The following is a 19,509-nucleotide window of genomic DNA, read 5'->3' on the forward strand; positions in this document are numbered from 1 at the left end:
GTTTTCTAATGGCATTGCGTATTTTTGTTGCGCTGCACGTGCAGCATGATATGACCAGACAACCCGAAAGAAGGACGTGATTCATGGCCCATGACGGACAGGATGTGACCGATATGACAACACCTGCAATTTTGCCCGATCTTCTGGCTTTGACCCGTGCGGCCCTGCCCGCAGTCGAAACCGTTTTTGAACGCGCCCGCGATTCTGTCCGGGCCATGGTGAGCAGCGATGGCAAGGTGTCTGGCGCACTGATCGAGGCGAACCAGACGGCTGCGCATGGCCTGTCCTGGCTGGCGACCTACAACCAGTCTCTGCAACAGATGCAGCGCTGGGCCGAGGCATTGGAGACGCAGGGCAAGTTTGGCGAGATGGAGCAGTTGCTGCACCAGATCGCGTTTGGAGAGTACCTGCATCAGGTCGCGGGCGGTATCCCGATGAACCAGACCGAGGTCGTGCGCCTGCAGGATCTGGGGCTGGGCTGGGACGCGCTGTCTGGCTTTCAATGCGCCGAAGTGCAGACTTTGATGGGTCAGGCCAACACTCAGGCCGCGCGCACCCGTCTGGTCGAGCTTATGGAGGCCCAGTCCGGAGCCACCATGTTCGGCGCATCCGGTCTGGACGAAGAACTGGAAATGATCCGCGACCAGTTCCGCCGCTATGCACAGGAAAAGGTCGAACCGAACGCACATGACTGGCATCTGAACGATGAACTGATCCCGATGGAAATCATCGAGGAACTGGCAGAAATGGGCGTCTTTGGCCTGACCATCCCCGAGGAATTCGGCGGGTTCGGCCTGTCCAAGGCATCGATGTGCGTCGTGTCCGAGGAACTGTCACGCGGTTATATCGGTGTCGGTTCACTTGGCACCCGCTCGGAAATTGCCGCCGAACTGATCATCGCGGGAGGAACGGACGAGCAGAAGGCAAGCTGGCTGCCCCGCATTGCCAGCGCTGAAATCCTGCCGACGGCCGTATTCACCGAACCGAATACCGGGTCTGATCTGGGCTCACTGCGCACCCGCGCGGTGAAGGATGAAAACGGCGACTACAAGATCACCGGCAACAAAACCTGGATCACCCACGCCGCACGGACCCATGTAATGACCCTGCTGGCGCGCACCAACCCGGACACGACGGATCACCGTGGCCTGTCGATGTTCCTGGCGGAAAAGACACCCGGCACGGACGAGAACCCCTTTCCCACTCCCGGCATGACCGGCGGCGAGATCGAAGTGCTGGGCTATCGCGGCATGAAGGAATACGAGCTGGGCTTTGACGGCTTCCATGTCAAAGGTGAGAACCTGCTGGGCGGAGAAGAGGGCAAGGGCTTCAAACAGCTCATGGAAACCTTCGAATCCGCTCGGATCCAAACTGCGGCCCGCGCCATAGGCGTTGCGCAATGTGCGCTGGATATCGCCATGCAATACGCACAGGATCGCAAACAGTTCGGTAAATCCCTGATCAACTTCCCTCGCGTCTCGGGCAAACTGGCGATGATGGCGGTCGAGATCATGATCGCGCGCCAGCTGACCTATTTCTCGGCCTGGGAAAAGGATCACGGCCAGCGCTGCGACCTTGAGGCCGGAATGGCCAAACTGCTGGGCGCGCGTGTGGCCTGGGCTGCGGCGGATAACGGATTGCAGATTCACGGCGGCAACGGCTTTGCGCTGGAATACAAGATCTCCCGCGTTCTTTGCGACGCCCGCATCCTGAACATCTTTGAAGGCGCCGCTGAAATTCAGGCGCAAGTGATCGCGCGTCGGCTGCTGAGCTAGGCCGCCGACCTGTCATATTTCCCCAACTGGGCTCGGTGTCAAAACCGGGCCTTTTCTTTTTTGCGCTTGGCCTTTTTGTGAAATCGGAGCAAAGCAGACTTTCACCCAAAGCCTAACAGCTTGCTCAGTTTAACGGTCCCAAGCGTGAAGGAAGAAAACTTGTTTGATCTGTATTTCCGCTTGGCACTTGGACTGGTCACTTGTACCCTAGGGATCGTCTTCTTGATCGTGTCTCGGGAAGCTGTTTATAAAAGATTCGATGAAAGGGCAGCGCGGCTCAGACCGCGTTACCGCAGGTTAAAGGCCCGTTTTCCCAAATTTGTTAGAATGAACAACCTCATTAATCGATGGATTCTTAGGGTTGTTGGTTGCATGGCCTTGCTTTTTGGCACCTTGATCCTGGCCGCTAACCTGAGCACTCTGATCTGAATTCCACTCCTTTTTCCTGAAACCACAACCTTCTGGATACCTCGATGTTGCGATCCGTTGTTTTGCTGCCATTTATTGCCCTGTTCCAGTGCGACAGGGATGAATCCGTCGCCGCCTATGGCGCCGCAGATCGCACATGGACATTGCAGGAAATAGATGGGCAGCCCTTTGTCGCATCAGCCACGATCAGCTTTCCCGAGGCGGGTCAGATCGCTGGGCGGGCGCCCTGTAACAGCTTTAGTGGCACCCTCGACGCGCCCTATCCGTGGTTCGAAATCACTGATCTGGCTGCTACCCGCGCCGCCTGCCCTGATCTGGAAGCCGAAGGGGCATATTTCGCGGCGCTCATGGCCATGACACAATCCGAAGTGTCGGGCGATGTTTTGATCCTGCGGAACGAAGACGGGCACGAGATGCTGTTCAAAGCCGCCGAGTAAACCGCTCGACAAATCTGGCACGCGCCTCTGGCAAGGGGGTGTGACCCAGCGCAGGGGCGACCCGGTGTTCAAGAAAGTAACCGGTTGTATTCAGACCCGTCGCGATTTCATCATCGGGGGCGGTTCCTTCGCCGCGCAGGCAAGGTGGCAACGGCAACAGCCTGTCCGCCCATTCCCCTGCCCCGTCCGCACTGACCGCACGCCCGGATTTGGGCGAGACATAGATCAGCCCTTCGCGCGCGCCGGTCACCGCACAGCTGGTCAGGTCAAGGCCAAAACCCAACTCTTCGAGCAATGCCAGTTCCCAGCGCAGATAGGCAAGTGGCCAGATGTCGTCCTGACCGAGCAGGTCCATCAACCGCTCGGTCGGGGTGTAGATGTGCGGATGCGGTTCGCGTTCAGGCAAACAGAAAGACAGCAGCGAAACCACCGCATTCAAACCGGCCAGGGCCAGACGCCCGGAAAACGCTGCCGCCGCGCGCGACCGCAGCGGTTCGACCTGGAAAGCGCCCAGATGCTCTTCAAGTCGCGCACGCCAGATGACGTCAAGCTGCGCGCCAGGTTGCAGGATCGGCGCGACCTTGCGGCTTGTCCCGCCCCGCACGACGCCTGCGTGGCGACCGTGGGATTCGGTAAAGACCTCGATAATGGCTGCGGTTTCACCATGGCGGCGGGTGGTCAGCAGTATGCCGTGATCTCGCCAATCCAAATCTCGTACCCCACCCCAATGTTCCGGCACGGCTAAAAGACCGCAACCAGTGGCCTCCTGCAAGGGTCATCGCCCTTGACAACCTGCCCTGTGTTCTGAAAGTTATTTAACAATCATGTTAAAAAGAGGAATTCGTTATGCGCGGGATCACGATCACCTACGAATACAGCGGCAACGAAGATGATTGGACCGCCGCAACCGGCGCGTTCATTGCTGCGATCAACGCAGATCCGGACGCATCCGGTAAATTCACTTATCAGGTCGCTGTCGCGGACGATGGCAAGACCCGGTTTCACTGGGGCCGATGGGACAGCGCCGAGACGCTGGCCCATGTACAAGCCCAGCCCTATTTCAAGGAGTTTGCGGGCAAGGTGCGTGATTTTGCCGGGGGCGCGCCAAGCGCCACAGGCCACGATATTTCCGCTAAAACCAGCGGCTGGTGAGCCTTGCGACCCGTGAACCGAGGCAAAGGCAGGGCCGTCGCCTGGCCTAGTCGGGTTTTTCGTAGGTCAGCTTGCCGCCCATGATCGTGTAAAGCACCTCGACATCCGAAATTGTGGCCGGGTCGATCTAGAAAAGGTCTTCGCCCAGAACCACGAGGTCTGCCTTTTTACCGACTTCCAGACTGCCGATTTCGCTGTCCATACCCATCCCGCGGGCGGCGTTTATCGTGTGCGCCTCCAACGCAAGCTCCAGCGGCAGCTTTGCCTCGTCACCGCCAAGCGGCTCGACGTCCTCACGCCCTCGTAACTGGCGGGTAACGCCGGCCTCAATGGCAGCGAGTGGGCGGTATTCGGACACATAGCCCGACACGGGCCAGTCAGAGCCAAACGAGAAAACCCCGCCTTCGGCGACCACCCTGTTGACCGGGAACATTGCTTTTACCCGGTCGGCACCCAATCTGTCCGTTGCTATGGATTGCATCAGCGGGTCGAACGTCATCCATGCTCCGGTGCTGTCGTAAATCACACCAAGCTCACCGAACCGGGCATAATCATCGGGATGGATCAGGGTGCCATGCGTGATCTTGTGGGCACGCTCACGCGGTGGGTTAGCGGCGATTGCCGCCTCAACCGCATCAAGCAGCGTCCGGACTGCCAAATCGCCAAAGCAATGGCATGTCACGTCTATCCCCACGGCGTCCGCACGGATCACTGCGTCCCTGACGGTTTCAACCGGGATAATGGGGTCAGGCACCAGATCGGGTTTATCGGTGTATGGGTCTACGTAGAGTGCATTCCATTTGTCGTCGCCGCCGTCCATGTTGATTTTCAGATACCGCGCTTTGACAAGCTCGGAGTTGAACCTTTCGCCAAGTTCAATTGTACCGGGAAGGGGGTCAACACTGCCATCGTTCCAGTAATACGACCCGACAAACCGGATCGGCATAGCCCCGTCCTTTTCAAAGTCGGCCATCATTTGAAAGCCTTCCTCCTGACTCATCCCCTGAATCCCATGATCATGGACCGAAGTAATGCCGGCGGCCGCAAAACGCTGCAGCCAGGTCGCAACACCTTCGGCCATGAACTCGGGCGTTATGTCGATCAGCGAGGTCAGAACCTGCATCTGCGCAGGAATTTCGACGACCCACCCCGTTGGATTCCCGTCGTCATCACGTTCAAAAAACGAGAAGCCCGGCACGGTATCCGGAGTATCCTTATCAATTCCCGCCAGTTCCAAAGCTTTGGAATTCACCCAAGCCGCGTGACCATCGATGGCCCACAGGTATACCGGACGTTCGGATTCGATTTCGTCCAGCATCGCGGCTGTCGGATTGCCGTCCTGCCATGGGTTAAAGCGAACACCGTTACCAAGGATGATGTCGTCGTCGTTGGTTTCGACCTCATTCCGTATCCGTGCAAACAGCTCGTCCTTGTCATCTGTCTGCAGGTTGACACCAAGCACGATCAAGCCACCTGCAGCCGCATGAATGTGGCCATCGACAAAACCCGGCAGAACCATCCTGCCGTTTAAATCTATGACCTCTGTGCCAAGGCCGATGACATCTTTCAGACCTTCAGCACTGCCGACATAGACAATCTCGTCACCTTCGATCCCGATAGCTTCGGCCGTGTTGCCATCAGCGTCCATGGTATGGATGTTGCCATTGATCAGGGCGTAATCGGCGGTCGGATTAAGGCGGTTCGACTGTGCCATTGCCGCAGAAGAAACCAGCAAAAACAAGGCGGACGCAGAAACAAACGGTTTGAGCATATTCTCCTCCCCAAGAATACAACTCTAAACATGATATCTGAATGCATCAATTCACCAAGAGATTTCTGACTCTGCGCCAGCCCGGTTCAACCTCAATGGGATGCAATGCGGAGCTTACTCCAGCCCTTCGTCACCCAGCAAATGGCGTCCTTGCCGATCCTCGACCTCGATCACCCACAAATCGGGATCGAATCCGCGTTGACGGTGGACGGCTTCGTCCACGTCGGACTCTGCACCGCTGGACAGTTCCACCCATTTCCGCTCACCACTCATCAGGTCGAAACTGCGCTGGAACGCAACGGCCTGACCATCGAGAGTGTTGAGCTTGACCAGAACCGCCCCCGCCGTGTCGTCACCATGAGCGACCACAAAGGCAGGAATCTCCTGAAACCGAAGCCGCGCCAGATAGGCATGGACCCAGAATTCAGCTGTCAGACGGGTCATGCGTTGCCGTCTTTGAAATCCAGACCCATTTCCGAATACCGCTCGGATTCCTCCAGCCAGTTGGGCCGTACTTTCACCTGCAGGAACAGGTGGATCTTGCGATCAAGGAACTCTTCCAGTTCGGCGCGGGCGGCCTGACTGACGGCCTTGATGGTCTCGCCGCGTTTGCCCAGCACGATGCCCTTGTGGCCGTCGCGCATGACGTAGATCACCTGATCGATTTTGGCCGAGCCGTCTTTGCGCTCTTCCCAGTTTTCGGTTTCGACAGTCAACTGATAGGGCAGTTCCTGATGCAGGCGCAGGGTCAGTTTCTCGCGCGTCATCTCAGCCGCGATCATGCGCATCGGCAGATCGGCTATCTGATCCTCGGGATACAGCCACGGGCCCTCGGGCAATTCTGCGGCCAGCCACTTGCGCAGGTCATCGACGCCATAGCCACGTTCGGCCGAGATCATGAAGGTTTCGGCAAACGGGTAGCGCGCATTGAGGTCGCTGGTAAGCGCCAGCAGCTTCTCGGACGGAACCTTGTCGATCTTGTTGATCGCCAACGCCACCTTGCGGCCCTGCCCGATCTCGTTCAGCCCCTCAAGAATGCGTTCGACACCTTCGGTCACACCGCGATGCGCCTCGACCATCAGAACGACGACATCAGCGTCGGCCGCCCCGCCCCATGCTGCTGCCACCATGGCGCGATCCAGGCGACGGCGGGGTTTGAACAGACCGGGCGTATCGACAAACACCAGCTGCGCGTCCCCTTCGATCGCCACGCCACGGATGCGCGCGCGCGTGGTTTGCACCTTATGCGTCACGATCGAGACCTTGGCCCCGACCATGCGGTTCAGCAGCGTTGATTTGCCCGCATTGGGCTCTCCGATCAGGGCGATGAATCCGGCGCTTGTGGTCATGTTTTGCGATCCTGTTTGCAGGCCAGCATCCCTATAGCAGAATGGCGTCCCGGGCCAGAGGGATTTGCCCTGCAACAGGCGGCTGGGCATTTCTGCACCAAACTACCGGGGCATCGAGGAATCCGGGCGGCCCGCCAGAATTGAGGCCCGTGTAAATTGTTGAAACCAAAGAACCAAATGCTGTTACACTGATCCCACGAACGCGAGGCGGGGGTGAAAGTGACCGGGTTTTCGGGCAGAAGGACAAATTTCGGTTTGGCGCGACTATTCCGCCTTGTGCCGCTTGGCCTTGGGTTGGCCACGGCGGCCAGCAGTCTGGCCGCTGAAAGCGTTGAGTTCAAAATTCAGGATTCTCTGCCCGTCAAAGAAACGCAGCTTCCCTATTCACTGTATGTCTCGCTCAGCGAAATCTCGGAAACACGTCTTGGGGTCGACACGTTTCTGGACCTGCGCACGGTTCAGAAACTTGCGCCTGCGCTGCTGTCGAACGTGCTGGAGGAGACCTGCAAACAGAAATTCGCGCTGGCCGTCTCGGACGTTCAGGCCGAACAGAACGCTGTCATCCTGCGCGGGCAGTTTCAGGCCAAATTCTATGCCTGCAACACCAAGGACCCCAAGGTGCATTACCGGGGCGTGTTGCTGTTCGGGCAAAACGTCGATGTTCAGGCCAGGGCCACCGCTGATGTCAGCCGGAACTGCGTTCGGATTCGCCTTGTCGATCTGGACCTGGACCCGCAGGGATTTGTCGGCAGCGTGTCTGACTGGATCGGATTGACGGAAAAAGCCGAGACACTGATTGTCGAGAAAAGCGCAGAGGTTCTGGCGGACAATCCGGTTTGCCCAACCTTGCCTGAAGAGTTGGCAAGCCTTGATCCCCGGTTCACGTCCGGAGGCACACGCGAGATTGGCGACGGCGGGGTCGGTGCGAGTTTGACGGGATCAGTCGATACCAGCGCGGCAACGCTGTTGGATCTGTTGCGGTTGCTGCAGGAAAAAGGCGACGCGGAGGGCGGAGAATGAAAACCATGTTTCTGCGAACTGCCGCTGCGACCCTGACCTTGCTGTGTTCACACGCTAGTGCAGAGCCGGTTTTCTTTCATTTTTCGCGTGATGTAGCGATTGGCAACTCGGATATGCCGTATCATGTGAAACTTGAACTGGCAGAAGTCGCGACCACGCGTATTGGCGTCGATGCCAAGGTCGATCTTCGGGATATTCAAAGGCAACTTCCCGTTCTTCTGACAGGCGCAACCTTTACCGATGCCTGCAACGCAGAGATATCGCTGGATGCGCTGAGTGCCCGGGCGGATGGCAAAGTCCTTACCGTGACGGGCCGGTTTGAACTGAACACCTACAAGTGCCGCAGAAGCATCGGACAGCCTCCGGAGCGCGAAGCACTGTTGGCCACAGGAGGCATTGAGTTCACGACCTCAGCCTCAGTCGTGCTGCGCGATCAGTGTATCTATTTCGAATTGGCGGATGTGAGTATGACCCTGAACAACCCGCCTTCCCTTTCGGAGGATCAGGAAGAGTTCCTGCAGACCGCCCGCTCGGTTTTTCTGCGGGCCGGGGCAGCGGTCTCCGACAGGTTTCCGATTTGCCCTGAACTTCCGGCCGATCTGGCTTCACTTGATCCGGATTACAGCTCTGGCGGGACGTATGAGATTGGCGATGGCGGTGCGGGTGTCCGCCTTAATGGGTCATTCGATGTCAGTACAGCCACGATACTGGATGTACTTGCCGTGCTTCAGGCCAAGGGGGTTCTTCCCCCGAAACCCTGACCTGATCCGGATCAGCCCAACCGGTCCAGAAGGGCCTTTGCGGCTGCCTGTTCGGCCTGACGTTTCGAACCTGCGGTTGCCTGTGCCTCGGTTCCGTCCTGCAATCTGGCCGCGATGGTAAAGATCGGCGCATGATCGGGACCGCTGCGGGAAACCTCGACATATGACGGTGGGTTCTGTCGGCGCGCCTGAGCCCATTCCTGCAATGCGGTCTTGGCATCCCGCGCGTCGGCCTCGACATTGTAGATCCGATCGCCCCACAGACGCAGGATCACCTCTCTTGCGGCCTCGAAGCCTGCATCGCGGTAGATGGCGGCGATAACCGCCTCCATCGCGTCCCCCAAAAGCGCCAGCTTGCGCCGCCCGCCGGACAGCATCTCGGACCGGCCCAGTTTCAGCACGGCACCCAGATCGATCTGCCGCGCCACGTCAGCGCAGGCTTCCTTGCGCACCAATGCATTGAAGCGTGGTGCCAGCTGCCCTTCGGTGGCCTTTTGGTCGGCTTCCAGCAGTGCCGTCGCCATCACCAGCCCCAGAACCCGATCGCCCAGAAACTCCAGTCGCTGATTGTCGGGCCTGGTAGAGGACGATACCGATCCATGGGTCAACGCCCGCAGCAGCAGCGCAGGGTCGGAAAACTCATACCCGAGCCGCTGCTGAAAGGCTTTTATCTCGGCCGAGATCTTCAATTGATCGCCTTGAAAAAGCGATCGCCGCGCCATGTCCAGAAGAAGAACATCGACCGACCTGCGGACGAGAACATGATGCGATCCGCACGACCCAGCAGATCCTCATACGGAACGAACCCTACTCCGCCGACCGATTGCGGTACGCGGCTGTCGCTGGAGTTGTCCCGGTTGTCGCCCATAAAGAAATAGTGGCCTTCGGGAACGACATAGATGCCGGTATTGTCCGCAGCCTGATTTCCGATGTTCAGGATATCATAGGACAGGCCGCTGGGCAGCGTTTCGATCAGGCGCGATTTCTCACAGATACCCCCGATCCCGACCGGGCCGTTTTCGCAGCGCGGACGCAGGCGTTGCGGCCCCTGAGGTTCGGCGATCTCGGTAAAGAGGCCATCCGGAACCTGTTTGACAGGTGTGCCGTTCAGAATGATCACGCCGTCGCGAACCTGCACCTTGTCCCCCGGCAACCCGATGACACGCTTGATATAGTCACGCCCGGTCACGGGATGGCGGAACACGATGACATCGCCGCGCTCGGGTTCACCACCCATGATGCGGGTATTGTCGCCTTTCATCCAGCCGCAGATATCCTCGGCATCAATATTCAGCCCAAGGCTGGGGACGATCAGGCTGGGACAGGAGGCGTAGGAATAGCCATAGGCCATCTTGTTGACGAACAGAAAGTCACCGATCAACAGGGTAGGCTTCATCGAGCCTGAGGGAATCCAGAATGGCTGAAAGAACAGCGTGCGGAAAACGCCCGCAATCAGAAGGGCATAGACGACGGTTTTGATCGTCTCCCAAAAGGCGTTTCCTGTTTTGGCTTCCTCGGCCATGCTGCTCTCCGGTCCTTGCGTCGTTGCGGTGCTACATGCGGGGCTGATGGGGGCAAGTCAAGGCCGGGACGGCGCTTCGTGAATGGGCCGCGCCTCGATCACCACAAATGCCTGCGCCCAGGGATGATCGTCGGTCAGGGTGACGTGGATGATCGCCTCATGCCCGTCGGGCGTCATCTCTTTCAGCCGTTCCGCTGCCCAACCGGTCACGTGCATCACCGGCTGACCGGTGCGCAGGTTTGTGACGGCCATGTCCTTCCACGCGATGCCCATGCGCAGACCGGTACCCAGCGCCTTGGAACACGCCTCTTTCGCGGCCCAACGTTTGGCATATGTGCCAGCAGTATCGTGACGACGTTCAGCCTTGCGCTGTTCGATATCAGTAAAGACACGATTGCGGAACCGATCGCCGAACCGGTCAAGCGTACCTTGGATACGGTCGATATTTGCGAGGTCTGTGCCGATGCCGAGGATCATCTTGAGAACGCCGACCTGATCAGTCCGACACCGCCTAATGCAAACAACCCGGCCGCGACGCCATCTATCCAACGACGGCATCGGCGATAAGCCTGCATCATACCATCAACTGAGAACAGCAACGAATACAGCGCGTTGTTCAAAAATCCAACCATGACACAGGCCAGAGTCGCAACAGCCACGTTCAGCAAGCTGTCATTGGGGCCAATCCCAATCGACAAAGCCGCCATCCATGCGACCACGGATTTTGGGTTTGACATGTTGAGTATCAGCCCGCGCAGAAACCAGCGCCCGCCAGCGGTTGGGCCTGGGGCCTCCCCATTTGGCCGTCTGGCTGAGTTGAAAGATTGCCACGCAAGCCACAACAGATAAGTCCCGCCCAAAACTTTGAGCAGCATCAACAAATAGAAGGAAGATTGCAGAACTGCACCCATGCCACTGGCGGCGACCAGACCCCAAAAAACCAGACCACAGGATAAGCCAGCGCCGTAGACCAAGCTGGTTTTACGCCCATATTTCATAGCTACTGCGGCATTAGAAATATTTGCAGGGCCGGGTGAAACGGCCACTACAAAGAACGCCACTGCAGTTGAGATCAGTGCTGCGTAATCCATCATGACAATCGCACCGTCAGTATCTTGTAGCTCGCCACCCCAAAGAACCCGGCAAAAGCCAGGTCAAACCACCTGCGCGCACGGCGATAGGCGCGGACCATGCGTTCTGATGAAAACAGGAACGCGTAGCCGATGAAGATGAGCAGCGAGCCCACATAAAGCATCGCGAAATAGCCCAGCAGCATCGACAGGCTGGCGTCGTTTGGGGCCACGATGGCATAGATCGAGCCCCAGCTCAGGATCGCCTTGGGGTTGGTCAAGTGAATGGCCGCGCCTTTGGCGAAAATGGCTCTCGGCGAACCGCTGACAGGTTTGCCCAGCGCCACCTCGTCCGACGTCAGGGCGCGGCGCAGCGCCTTGAGCGCCAACCAGCCCAGATAGGCCACCCCAACATAGCGGATCACCTCGAACACCCAGACATTGGCCAGCATGATCGCCGACAGTCCCAAAGCGGCAGCGATGCCCCAGGCGGCGGATCCGGCGCAGATGCCCAGGGCAAAGACCAAACCGGCTCGGCGGCCTTCGTTCATGGCGGTGCCCGCGATACCCATCGTTGCTGGCCCCGGCGACCCCCCGGCCATCAACCACGCAAACCAGATGGCAACGAAGGCGGGTGTGATCATGCCCGCGCCTCGTCCATCAGGCGGCGCATCTCGGCAATGGCCGGAGTAAGGCCGCGAAAGATCGACTCGCCGATCAGGAAATGGCCGATATTCAACTCTTTCACCTCGGGGAAGGCGGCGACGGGCTGGACCGTGTCATAGGTCAGACCGTGGCCCGCATGAACCTCGAGCCCCAGCGAGTGCGCAAAGGCCGACATTTCCCGCAGCGCTTCCAACTCGCGGTCGCGATCGTCATTGTTCCCTTCGGCGTGGGCGTCGCAGTAGGCGCCTGTGTGAAGCTCGATCACCTCTGCGCCAATGCGATGGGCCGCTTCGATCTGTTTCTTGTCCGCGGCAATGAAGATCGAGACCCGACAGCCCGCATCACGCAACGGGGCGATGAAATGGGCCAGCTTGTTTTCCTCGCGCGCCACTTCCAATCCGCCCTCGGTCGTACGCTCCTCGCGCTTTTCCGGCACAATGCACACCGCGTGGGGTTTGTGGCGCAGGGCGATCCGCTGCATTTCTTCGGTCGCAGCCATTTCAAAGTTCAGCGGCACCGACAGCACTTCCATCAGGCGGTCGATATCGGCGTCAGAGATATGGCGGCGATCTTCGCGCAGATGCGCGGTGATACCATCCGCGCCCGCCTCTTCGGCGATCTTGGCGGCGCGTAGCGGGTCCGGATAGGCCCCGCCTCGTGCATTTCGCACGGTCGCCACATGGTCAATATTCACACCCAGACGCAGATGGTTATCAGACATCGCTCGAATCCTTTTTCGGCCCTTGGGATGAGCCTAATGGGTTTGCTTGGGGAACGTCAGCCTTTGCTTCAGCTAGTCGTTTGATTTCTTCGAATTTCGCTTTGATCTTCGCACGCCGCCGCTGTTGATAGGTGCGCGTCACCGGCAGGCTAAGGAAATAACAGATCGTTCCGGCCACGATCCCGGGGATGATGCCGCCGATCATGTAGGGAAAGAACACCTCGTGATAAAAGATGCTCAGCCCGTGCCAGTCGGCGACCCGGTCGGTAAACATCGCAAAAAAGTTGTTCTTGAGATCGCCCAGCGCACTGGCGAATTTGCCCATGAGCCCCTTGGTCTCACCTTTTTCGAATTCGGTGCCCAAAAGGAAATGCCCGGTTTGCAGGCACACAACGCCAATCGGCACATAGGTCAGCGGGTTGCCGAAGAACGTTCCGCTGAGTGCGGCCAGAATGTTGCCGTTAATCAGGCGACCCAGCACCACGGCCACAACAAAGTGAAACCCGTAAAACGGTGTAAACGAAGCGAAAACGCCGGCACCTATCCCGCGCGCGATCCGTTCGGGTGAGTCAGGTAACCGACGCACCCGGTGTTTGACGTAGTGAAACGCACGCGTCCAGCCGCCGCGCGGATAAACGAATTCCGAAGCGATCTGGACAGGTGAGCGTCGATCTCGGCGCTTGAAAACCACTCCTGATCGTCCTTTCTCAACCCGCCGCTACCGACGCCTGCACCGTATCCCGATACCGTTCGACCGCGGCCACGTCGCTTTCCGCCTCAAGCATCAACATCAGCGAATGCAGCTGTTCCACATCGCGCAGTTCGACATTGATCAGCAGGCGGTAAAAATCTGGTTTGCGATCAACGAATTCCAGATTGGAGATATTGGCCTTTTTCTCGCCGATCAATGTGCAAATACGCCCCAGCACGCCCGCGTCGTTGCCGATGGTCAGATCAAGCGTTGCCGCATAGACCGCCGGGTGCGTACCCGAATGCCAGTGTAGATCGACCCAGCGTTCGGGCTCATCCTCAAATTCGCTGAGACGGTCGCAATCAATCGCGTGAACGACCACGCCCTTGCCACGATAGGTTATTCCGACGATGCGCTCACCGGGCAGAGGCTGACAACAGGGTGCGCGGTCGAACTTCTGACCGGGTTCCAGACCGATCACCGCACGGCGCAGCGGGATGGCGTCGCCCTCATCCTTGGTCAGTTCGGGATAGACCGCCTCGACCACTTCATGCGCGGTCAGTTCAGCGCTGCCCAAACGCGCCAGCAATTCGTGACGATCCTTGAGGCGCAGATGTTTGGCCGCAGCGTCCAGCGCCTTGTCTGTCGCCTTGCGTCCCACATGTTCAAACCCTGCACGGGCCAGTTCCTTGCCCAACTTGATGAACCGCTCACGATCCACCTCGCGCAAGGCCCGGCGGATGGCCGTTCTGGCCTTGCCGGTTACCGCAATCTCAAGCCACGTCACCTGAGGCGTCTGGCCGTCGGCGGTAATGATATCAACCGATTGACCATTCTTTAGGCGTGTCCAAAGCGGCACCCGGATGCCGTCCACCTTGGCGCCAACACAAGCATGCCCGATGCGGGTGTGAATGGCATAGGCAAAGTCGATCGGCGTCGCCCCGCGCGGCAGTTTGACCACGTCGCCCTTTGGCGTGAAACAAAAGACCTGATCCGAATACATCTCTAGCTTCACAGCTTCGAGAAACTCGTCATGATCTTCTTCGTTGTCGAATTGCTCGGTCAGGCTGGAAATCCATTTGGCCGGATCCACGGCAAACGGGTTTTCAGACCTCACACCATCGCGATACGACCAGTGCGCGGCCACACCGGTTTCGGCAACATCGTGCATCTGCCGTGTGCGGATCTGCACTTCGACACGCTTACCATCGCGTCCCGACACAGTGGTGTGGATCGAGCGATAGCCGTTCGATTTCGGTTGACTGATATAATCCTTGAACCGCCCCGGAACTGCGCGCCAGCGTTGATGGATGGCACCGAGGGTACGATAGCAATCTTCCTCGGACCGAGTGATGATGCGAAAGCCGTAGATATCGGACAGACGCGAAAAGCCCTGATCCTTTTCCTGCATCTTGCGCCAGATCGAATAAGGTTTCTTGGCGCGGCCAAAGACCTCGGCCTCGATCCCGGCCTTGTCCAGCTCGTGGCGCATATCCCCGGTGATGCGATGTATCACATCGCCGGTTTCCCGCTGCAGGGTGATAAAGCGACGGATAATCGACTGACGGCCCTCGGGGTTGAGGACGCGGAACGCGAGGTCTTCCAGTTCCTCACGCATCCACTGCATACCCATGCGACCCGCAAGCGGCGCGTAGATATCCATCGTCTCGCGCGCCTTGATCACCTGCTTTTCCGGGCGCATCGCCTTGATCGTGCGCATGTTGTGCAGACGGTCGGCGAGCTTCACCAGAATGACCCGCAGGTCCTTGGACATGGCCATGAACAGCTTGCGGAAATTCTCGGCCTGCTTGGTCTCACGGCTAGAGAGCTGCAGGTTTGTCAGCTTGGTTACGCCATCAACCAGCTTGGCCACCTCGTCCCCGAACAGATCGGACACTTTGCCGTAGTTGGCTTTGGTGTCCTCAATCGTATCGTGAAGCAATGCGGTGATGATGGTGGCGTCATCCAGCCGTTGCTCGGTCAGGATGGCGGCGACAGCGACAGGATGCGTGAAATAAGGTTCGCCTGAGTGGCGGAACTGCCCCTCGTGCATCTGCATTCCGAACTCATAGGCCCGGGCGATGCGGTCGGCATTGGTTTTTGGGTTGTAGTTGCGGACCAGCGCAATCAGGTCGTCAGCAGAAATCATCCGGTCCGCACCTTCGTCTTTGGGAATTACCCCTGGCCCTGTGCCTCCATCAGAGCGCGCAGGAGCTTTTCTTCGGACATGTCGTCATCAGCAGGCTTGTCCGACTCTGCCCCCATCAGCAGGGCCATCTGATCTTCTTCCGGCTCATCAACCTCGATCTGGGTCTGGTTGGCCTCGATCAGACGCTCGCGCAGTTCGTCGGCGCTCTGGGTTTCCTCAGCGATTTCGCGCAGCGAAACAACCGGGTTTTTGTCATTGTCGCGGTCCACGGTAATCGCCGCACCAGCAGAAACCTCGCGCGCGCGATGGGCGGCAAGCATCACCAGTTCGAACCGGTTCGGAACCTTGTCTACACAGTCTTCGACCGTCACGCGGGCCATGGGGCGCTCTCCGTAAATGAATCCGTGTCAGGAAGGGGTTTATCTAAGCGCGATTCTACGCCTTGACAAGCGGGAAATGCCGTTCTGCCCGCATCAAAGCGGGACAACCGCGGCCACATCGGCCTCGGGCAGCTTCGCGAGCATCTCGGTTACCGTCAGATCAAGAGCCGGGTGGCGCCAATCCGGCGCGACATCGGCCATCGGCACCAGTACGAATGCGCGGTCCTGCAAACGGGGATGTGGCAGGATCAATTTGTCAGGGGCCAGCTTTACCTGATCTTCTGCAGGTAATTTCAGCCATCTTTCGTATTCAGCCTGATCAGGCAAAACCCGGTCGTCCCAGCACACAAGATCGATATCGAGCGTTCGCATGCCCCAGCGCTGAACGCGGGCGCGCCCGAACTCATGCTCAACCCGGTGCAACAGATCAAGCAATGCTTCGGGCGTACCATCGGTTTCAATCAGCGCAGCAGCATTCACATAGTCCGGCCCGGCCCCCGCCGGGAAGCACGGAGTGGCAAAAAAGCGGCTTACAGAGCGAATCACCACGCTTTCCGCCTTCAGAGCCTCCAGAGCGTTTCGCAGGGTCGCTTCGGGCCCGTTATCTCTCAGGCTGAGATTTGCACCCAGCGCCAACACTGCTTTTGACCGGGTTTCGGCCATATTTCACCTCTCATTCCGCACAGACAATACTTGCGATACATGTCAAAATTCTTACATTAGGTGCACCATTGCGCTGATTTATTACGCACTCACTCACGGAACCTCACGGCGCAATGGGTTATACCGGAAGGGACTATTTATGTTTTATAAGGACGAACGGCTAGCGCTGTTCATCGATGGCTCGAATCTTTACGCGGCCGCCAAAGCTCTGGGCTTTGACATCGACTACAAGTTGCTGCGTCAGGAATTCATGCGCAGGGGAAAACTGCTTCGGGCGTTCTATTACACAGCGCTGCTGGAAAACGATGAGTATTCGCCCATCCGCCCATTGGTTGATTGGCTGCATTACAACGGGTTCACCATGGTGACGAAACCGGCCAAGGAATATACCGATTCCATGGGCCGCCGTAAGGTCAAAGGCAACATGGATATCGAACTGACCGTCGATGCCATGGAACTGGCGCCGCGCGTCGATCATATCGTGCTGTTTTCGGGCGATGGGGATTTCCGCCCGCTGATTGCCAGCCTTCAGCGTCAGGGCGTTCGTGTCTCGGTGGTTTCGACCATCCGCAGCCAGCCGCCCATGATCTCGGACGAGTTGCGCCGTCAGGCCGACAACTTCATCGAGCTGGAAGATCTGCGTGACGTCATCGGACGTCCGCCGCGTGAAATGCCGATGGAGCCCCGGGAACCTCGGGAGCCCCGCAGCGTCGCGGTAGCGGGCGGTAGCTAAGGCCAGAGGAATATCTGGCTTGAACCGCAGTGATGGGAAATTGCGCGGTCAGGATCGTCATGATTCTGACCGCGCTTCTTTAACTAGCATTCGGTGCTTAAACACCAACCACGTTAATGCCCGACGATGTCAGGATCATGACACCATCATGACATCTGGACCAATGCTGCGAAAAACCTTACCTGTCCGGGTCAGGGAGATGTCCACATGACCAAGCCGCCACTCACACTCTACCTCGCCGCCCCAAGGGGTTTTTGCGCAGGCGTGGACCGTGCCATCAAGATCGTCGAGATGGCGTTGGCCAAGTGGGGGGCGCCGGTCTATGTGCGACACGAAATCGTGCACAACAAATTCGTGGTGGACGGGCTGCGGGCAAAGGGCGCGGTGTTTGTCGAGGAACTGGACGAATGCCCCGATGACCGCCCTGTCATCTTTTCGGCCCACGGCGTTCCCAAGGCCATTCCGGCCGAGGCAGCGCGGCGCGAAATGATCTATGTGGATGCAACATGCCCGCTTGTGTCCAAGGTGCATATCGAGGCCCAGAGGCATGCGGATGCCGGGTTGCAGATGATCATGATCGGCCACAAGGGCCACCCCGAGACGGTTGGCACTATGGGCCAGTTACCCGATGGCGAAGTTCTGTTGGTGGAAACCGTGGAAGACGTTGCCAATGTCCGGGTCCGCGATCCCGAACGGCTGGCTTTTGTAACGCAGACAACGCTGTCGGTCGATGACACCAGGGACATCGTTGCGGCATTGCACGCGCGCTTTCCTGCGATTGTCGGACCACACAAGGAAGACATCTGTTATGCCACTACAAACCGGCAAGCAGCGGTCAAGATCGTGGCACCCAAATCCGATGCGCTGCTGGTTGTGGGCGCACCAAATTCTTCGAATTCCCGCCGTCTGGTCGAGGTCGCCTCCAAGGCGGGCTGCAACTATGCCCAACTGGTCCAGCGCGCCACGGATATCGACTGGCGCGCGCTGACAGGTATTTCCAGCATCGCAGTCACCGCCGGGGCATCCGCACCCGAAGTGCTGGTGAATGAGGTCATCGAGGCGTTTCAGTCCCGTTTTGACGTCACTGTCGAAATGGTTGAAACGGCGATCGAGAATGTTGAATTCAAGGTGCCGCGCGTGCTGCGGCAATCTGCGTGATGACAGACCGGAAAACGATCGACGCCTATACCTCGCATATTGCGGATTATCTGAAGGTGCCCCTGCCCGCCGAACAGCTTGAGGCGCGGCAGGCCTTTGCGGATGCGATTGGCGCGGCGGGATATGTGCTGGATCTAGGCTCGGGGCCCGGTTCGGACAGCACGTTTCTGATGCGGCAGGGCCTGAAGGTTCGGGCACTGGACGCCACACCCGCTTTTGTCGAATACGCCCGCGAAAACGGCGTAGATGCGCATCTGGGCACATTCGATGATGTCACTGAAACGGCGGAATATGATGGCGTCTATGCCAGCTTTTCCCTGCTGCACGCCCCGCGTGCGGATTTTCCGCGTTATCTGGGCGCGATCCACAAGGCCCTGAAACCCGGTGGTATCCTCTTTCTGGGCATGAAACTGGGCACCGGAGAACACCGTGATCATCTGGACCGATACTATACCTATTATTCCCAGACCGAGATTGAGACGGCTCTGACCGCGGCGGGTTTCACGCTCGATCGTTTCGTGACGGGAATGGGCAAGGGGCTGGCCGGATCGTATGACGGGTTCATTCTGGTTTTCGCCCATGCCTGAACTATTCGCCTATACCGATGGGGCCTGTTCCGGCAATCCCGGCCCGGGGGGCTGGGGTGTCTTGCTGCGCGCCATGGACAAGGGCGCTGTGCTGAAAGAGCGTGAATTGAGCGGCGGCGAAGCCGAGACAACCAACAACCGCATGGAATTGCTGGCGGCGATCAACGCACTGGAGACACTGGAACGACCGTCAACGATCACCGTTGTGACAGACAGCGCCTATGTAAAGAACGGCGTTACCGGCTGGATTTTTGGGTGGAAGAGAAACGGCTGGAAGACCTCGAACAAAAAGCCGGTCAAGAACGTGGAACTCTGGCAGCGACTGGACGAGGCGCAAAGCCGTCATGACGTGACCTGGGAGTGGGTCAAGGGCCATGCGGGGCATCCTGAAAACGAGCGGGCCGATGAACTGGCCCGCGCGGGAATGGCCCCGTTCAAGCCGGGCAAGGCCAAAGTCTGACCCGCCCATTTTGGT

23 protein-coding genes are annotated in these 19,509 nt (G+C 58.5%); 9 read left to right on the forward strand and 14 right to left on the reverse strand.

The window, feature by feature from the left end:
* Window positions 1–83 precede the first annotated feature (83 nt).
* Window positions 84–1,775 carry an acyl-CoA dehydrogenase family protein gene (locus tag ACR0D6_RS13460; RefSeq protein WP_480765855.1) on the forward strand — a complete coding sequence of 564 codons (1,692 nt, stop codon included), beginning with the start codon at window positions 84–86 and terminating at the stop codon, window positions 1,773–1,775.
* Window positions 1,776–2,248: 473 nt separating this feature from the next.
* Window positions 2,249–2,641 (forward strand): META domain-containing protein, encoded by a 393-nt coding sequence (locus tag ACR0D6_RS13465; protein ID WP_170653986.1) that lies wholly within the window; start codon window positions 2,249–2,251, stop codon window positions 2,639–2,641.
* Here the strand turns inward: ACR0D6_RS13465 and recO are convergent.
* Window positions 2,625–3,350 (reverse strand): DNA repair protein RecO, encoded by a 726-nt coding sequence (gene recO / locus ACR0D6_RS13470; protein WP_170654424.1) that lies wholly within the window; start codon window positions 3,348–3,350, stop codon window positions 2,625–2,627. The two genes, ACR0D6_RS13465 and recO, sit on opposite strands and share 17 nt — an antisense overlap.
* Before the next feature lie 137 nt (window positions 3,351–3,487).
* Between recO and ACR0D6_RS13475 the strand changes: the two genes are divergently transcribed.
* A complete protein-coding gene (locus ACR0D6_RS13475) occupies window positions 3,488–3,793 on the forward strand; it encodes a hypothetical protein (protein ID WP_170653988.1) in 306 nt (101 codons plus the stop codon).
* A gap of 127 nt (window positions 3,794–3,920) precedes the next feature.
* Here ACR0D6_RS13475 and ACR0D6_RS13480 read toward each other — a convergent pair whose 3' ends face one another.
* The 3 genes from ACR0D6_RS13480 to era all read right to left on the reverse strand — a co-directional run bounded on the left by ACR0D6_RS13480 (window position 3,921) and on the right by era (window position 6,913).
* Window positions 3,921–5,564 (reverse strand): amidohydrolase, encoded by a 1,644-nt coding sequence (locus ACR0D6_RS13480; protein WP_480765856.1) that lies wholly within the window; start codon window positions 5,562–5,564, stop codon window positions 3,921–3,923.
* 114 nt (window positions 5,565–5,678) lie between these two features.
* Complete coding sequence (locus ACR0D6_RS13485) at window positions 5,679–6,008, reverse strand: DUF1491 family protein (protein WP_480765857.1); 330 nt, start codon at window positions 6,006–6,008, stop codon at window positions 5,679–5,681.
* Complete coding sequence (gene era, locus ACR0D6_RS13490) at window positions 6,005–6,913, reverse strand: GTPase Era (protein WP_170653993.1); 909 nt, start codon at window positions 6,911–6,913, stop codon at window positions 6,005–6,007. The genes ACR0D6_RS13485 and era overlap by 4 nt, the downstream gene beginning before the upstream one ends.
* Before the next feature lie 255 nt (window positions 6,914–7,168).
* On the opposite strand from era, the gene ACR0D6_RS13495 reads away from it, so the two are divergent.
* Window positions 7,169–7,933, forward strand: coding sequence for a hypothetical protein (locus ACR0D6_RS13495; protein WP_480765858.1), 765 nt, complete (start codon window positions 7,169–7,171; stop codon window positions 7,931–7,933).
* Window positions 7,930–8,694 (forward strand): hypothetical protein, encoded by a 765-nt coding sequence (locus ACR0D6_RS13500; RefSeq protein ID WP_480765859.1) that lies wholly within the window; start codon window positions 7,930–7,932, stop codon window positions 8,692–8,694. The genes ACR0D6_RS13495 and ACR0D6_RS13500 overlap by 4 nt, the downstream gene beginning before the upstream one ends.
* An 11-nt stretch (window positions 8,695–8,705) precedes the next feature.
* Here the strand turns inward: ACR0D6_RS13500 and rnc are convergent, their stop codons facing one another.
* The 10 genes from rnc to folK all read right to left on the reverse strand — a co-directional run bounded on the left by rnc (window position 8,706) and on the right by folK (window position 16,556).
* The gene (gene rnc / locus ACR0D6_RS13505) at window positions 8,706–9,383 is read right to left on the reverse strand and encodes a ribonuclease III (protein WP_480765860.1); all 678 of its coding nucleotides are present in this window, start codon (window positions 9,381–9,383) and stop codon (window positions 8,706–8,708) included.
* Entirely contained in the window at window positions 9,380–10,216 is an 837-nt protein-coding gene (lepB, locus tag ACR0D6_RS13510) for a signal peptidase I (protein WP_480729994.1), read from the reverse strand. The genes rnc and lepB overlap by 4 nt, the downstream gene beginning before the upstream one ends.
* 57 nt (window positions 10,217–10,273) lie before the next feature.
* Window positions 10,274–10,693 (reverse strand): holo-ACP synthase, encoded by a 420-nt coding sequence (gene acpS, locus ACR0D6_RS13515; protein ID WP_170654003.1) that lies wholly within the window; start codon window positions 10,691–10,693, stop codon window positions 10,274–10,276.
* Entirely contained in the window at window positions 10,690–11,310 is a 621-nt protein-coding gene (locus ACR0D6_RS13520) for a LysE family translocator (protein ID WP_480765861.1), read from the reverse strand. The genes acpS and ACR0D6_RS13520 overlap by 4 nt, the downstream gene beginning before the upstream one ends.
* Complete coding sequence (locus ACR0D6_RS13525) at window positions 11,307–11,930, reverse strand: LysE family translocator (RefSeq protein ID WP_480765862.1); 624 nt, start codon at window positions 11,928–11,930, stop codon at window positions 11,307–11,309. Before ACR0D6_RS13525 ends, ACR0D6_RS13520 begins: the two co-directional genes overlap by 4 nt.
* Entirely contained in the window at window positions 11,927–12,673 is a 747-nt protein-coding gene (locus ACR0D6_RS13530; RefSeq protein ID WP_170654008.1) for a pyridoxine 5'-phosphate synthase, read from the reverse strand. Before ACR0D6_RS13530 ends, ACR0D6_RS13525 begins: the two co-directional genes overlap by 4 nt.
* Window positions 12,666–13,364, reverse strand: coding sequence for a DUF2062 domain-containing protein (locus ACR0D6_RS13535; protein WP_480451964.1), 699 nt, complete (start codon window positions 13,362–13,364; stop codon window positions 12,666–12,668). The genes ACR0D6_RS13530 and ACR0D6_RS13535 overlap by 8 nt, the downstream gene beginning before the upstream one ends.
* A 16-nt stretch (window positions 13,365–13,380) precedes the next feature.
* Window positions 13,381–15,513 carry a RelA/SpoT family protein gene (locus ACR0D6_RS13540; protein ID WP_480451963.1) on the reverse strand — a complete coding sequence of 711 codons (2,133 nt, stop codon included), beginning with the start codon at window positions 15,511–15,513 and terminating at the stop codon, window positions 13,381–13,383.
* A gap of 26 nt (window positions 15,514–15,539) precedes the next feature.
* On the reverse strand, window positions 15,540–15,893 hold the full coding sequence (gene rpoZ, locus ACR0D6_RS13545; RefSeq protein WP_170654014.1) for a DNA-directed RNA polymerase subunit omega: 354 nt from the start codon (window positions 15,891–15,893) through the stop codon (window positions 15,540–15,542).
* 93 nt (window positions 15,894–15,986) lie between these two features.
* On the reverse strand, window positions 15,987–16,556 hold the full coding sequence (gene folK / locus ACR0D6_RS13550; protein ID WP_480765863.1) for a 2-amino-4-hydroxy-6-hydroxymethyldihydropteridine diphosphokinase: 570 nt from the start codon (window positions 16,554–16,556) through the stop codon (window positions 15,987–15,989).
* A 139-nt stretch (window positions 16,557–16,695) separates the two neighbouring features.
* Between folK and ACR0D6_RS13555 the strand changes: the two genes are divergently transcribed.
* The 4 genes from ACR0D6_RS13555 (at window position 16,696) to rnhA (ending at window position 19,494) form a co-directional block, all read left to right on the forward strand.
* Window positions 16,696–17,289, forward strand: coding sequence for a LabA-like NYN domain-containing protein (locus tag ACR0D6_RS13555; RefSeq protein WP_170654018.1), 594 nt, complete (start codon window positions 16,696–16,698; stop codon window positions 17,287–17,289).
* A 207-nt stretch (window positions 17,290–17,496) separates the two neighbouring features.
* Window positions 17,497–18,447, forward strand: a complete 951-nt coding sequence (gene ispH, locus ACR0D6_RS13560; RefSeq protein ID WP_480765864.1) for a 4-hydroxy-3-methylbut-2-enyl diphosphate reductase — start codon at window positions 17,497–17,499, stop codon at window positions 18,445–18,447.
* A complete protein-coding gene (locus tag ACR0D6_RS13565) occupies window positions 18,447–19,034 on the forward strand; it encodes a class I SAM-dependent methyltransferase (protein ID WP_480765865.1) in 588 nt (195 codons plus the stop codon). The genes ispH and ACR0D6_RS13565 overlap by 1 nt, the downstream gene beginning before the upstream one ends.
* Complete coding sequence (gene rnhA / locus ACR0D6_RS13570) at window positions 19,027–19,494, forward strand: ribonuclease HI (protein ID WP_170654023.1); 468 nt, start codon at window positions 19,027–19,029, stop codon at window positions 19,492–19,494. Before ACR0D6_RS13565 ends, rnhA begins: the two co-directional genes overlap by 8 nt.
* Window positions 19,495–19,509 lie beyond the last annotated feature (15 nt).

The organism is Ruegeria sp. BJ6, from assembly GCF_056537885.1.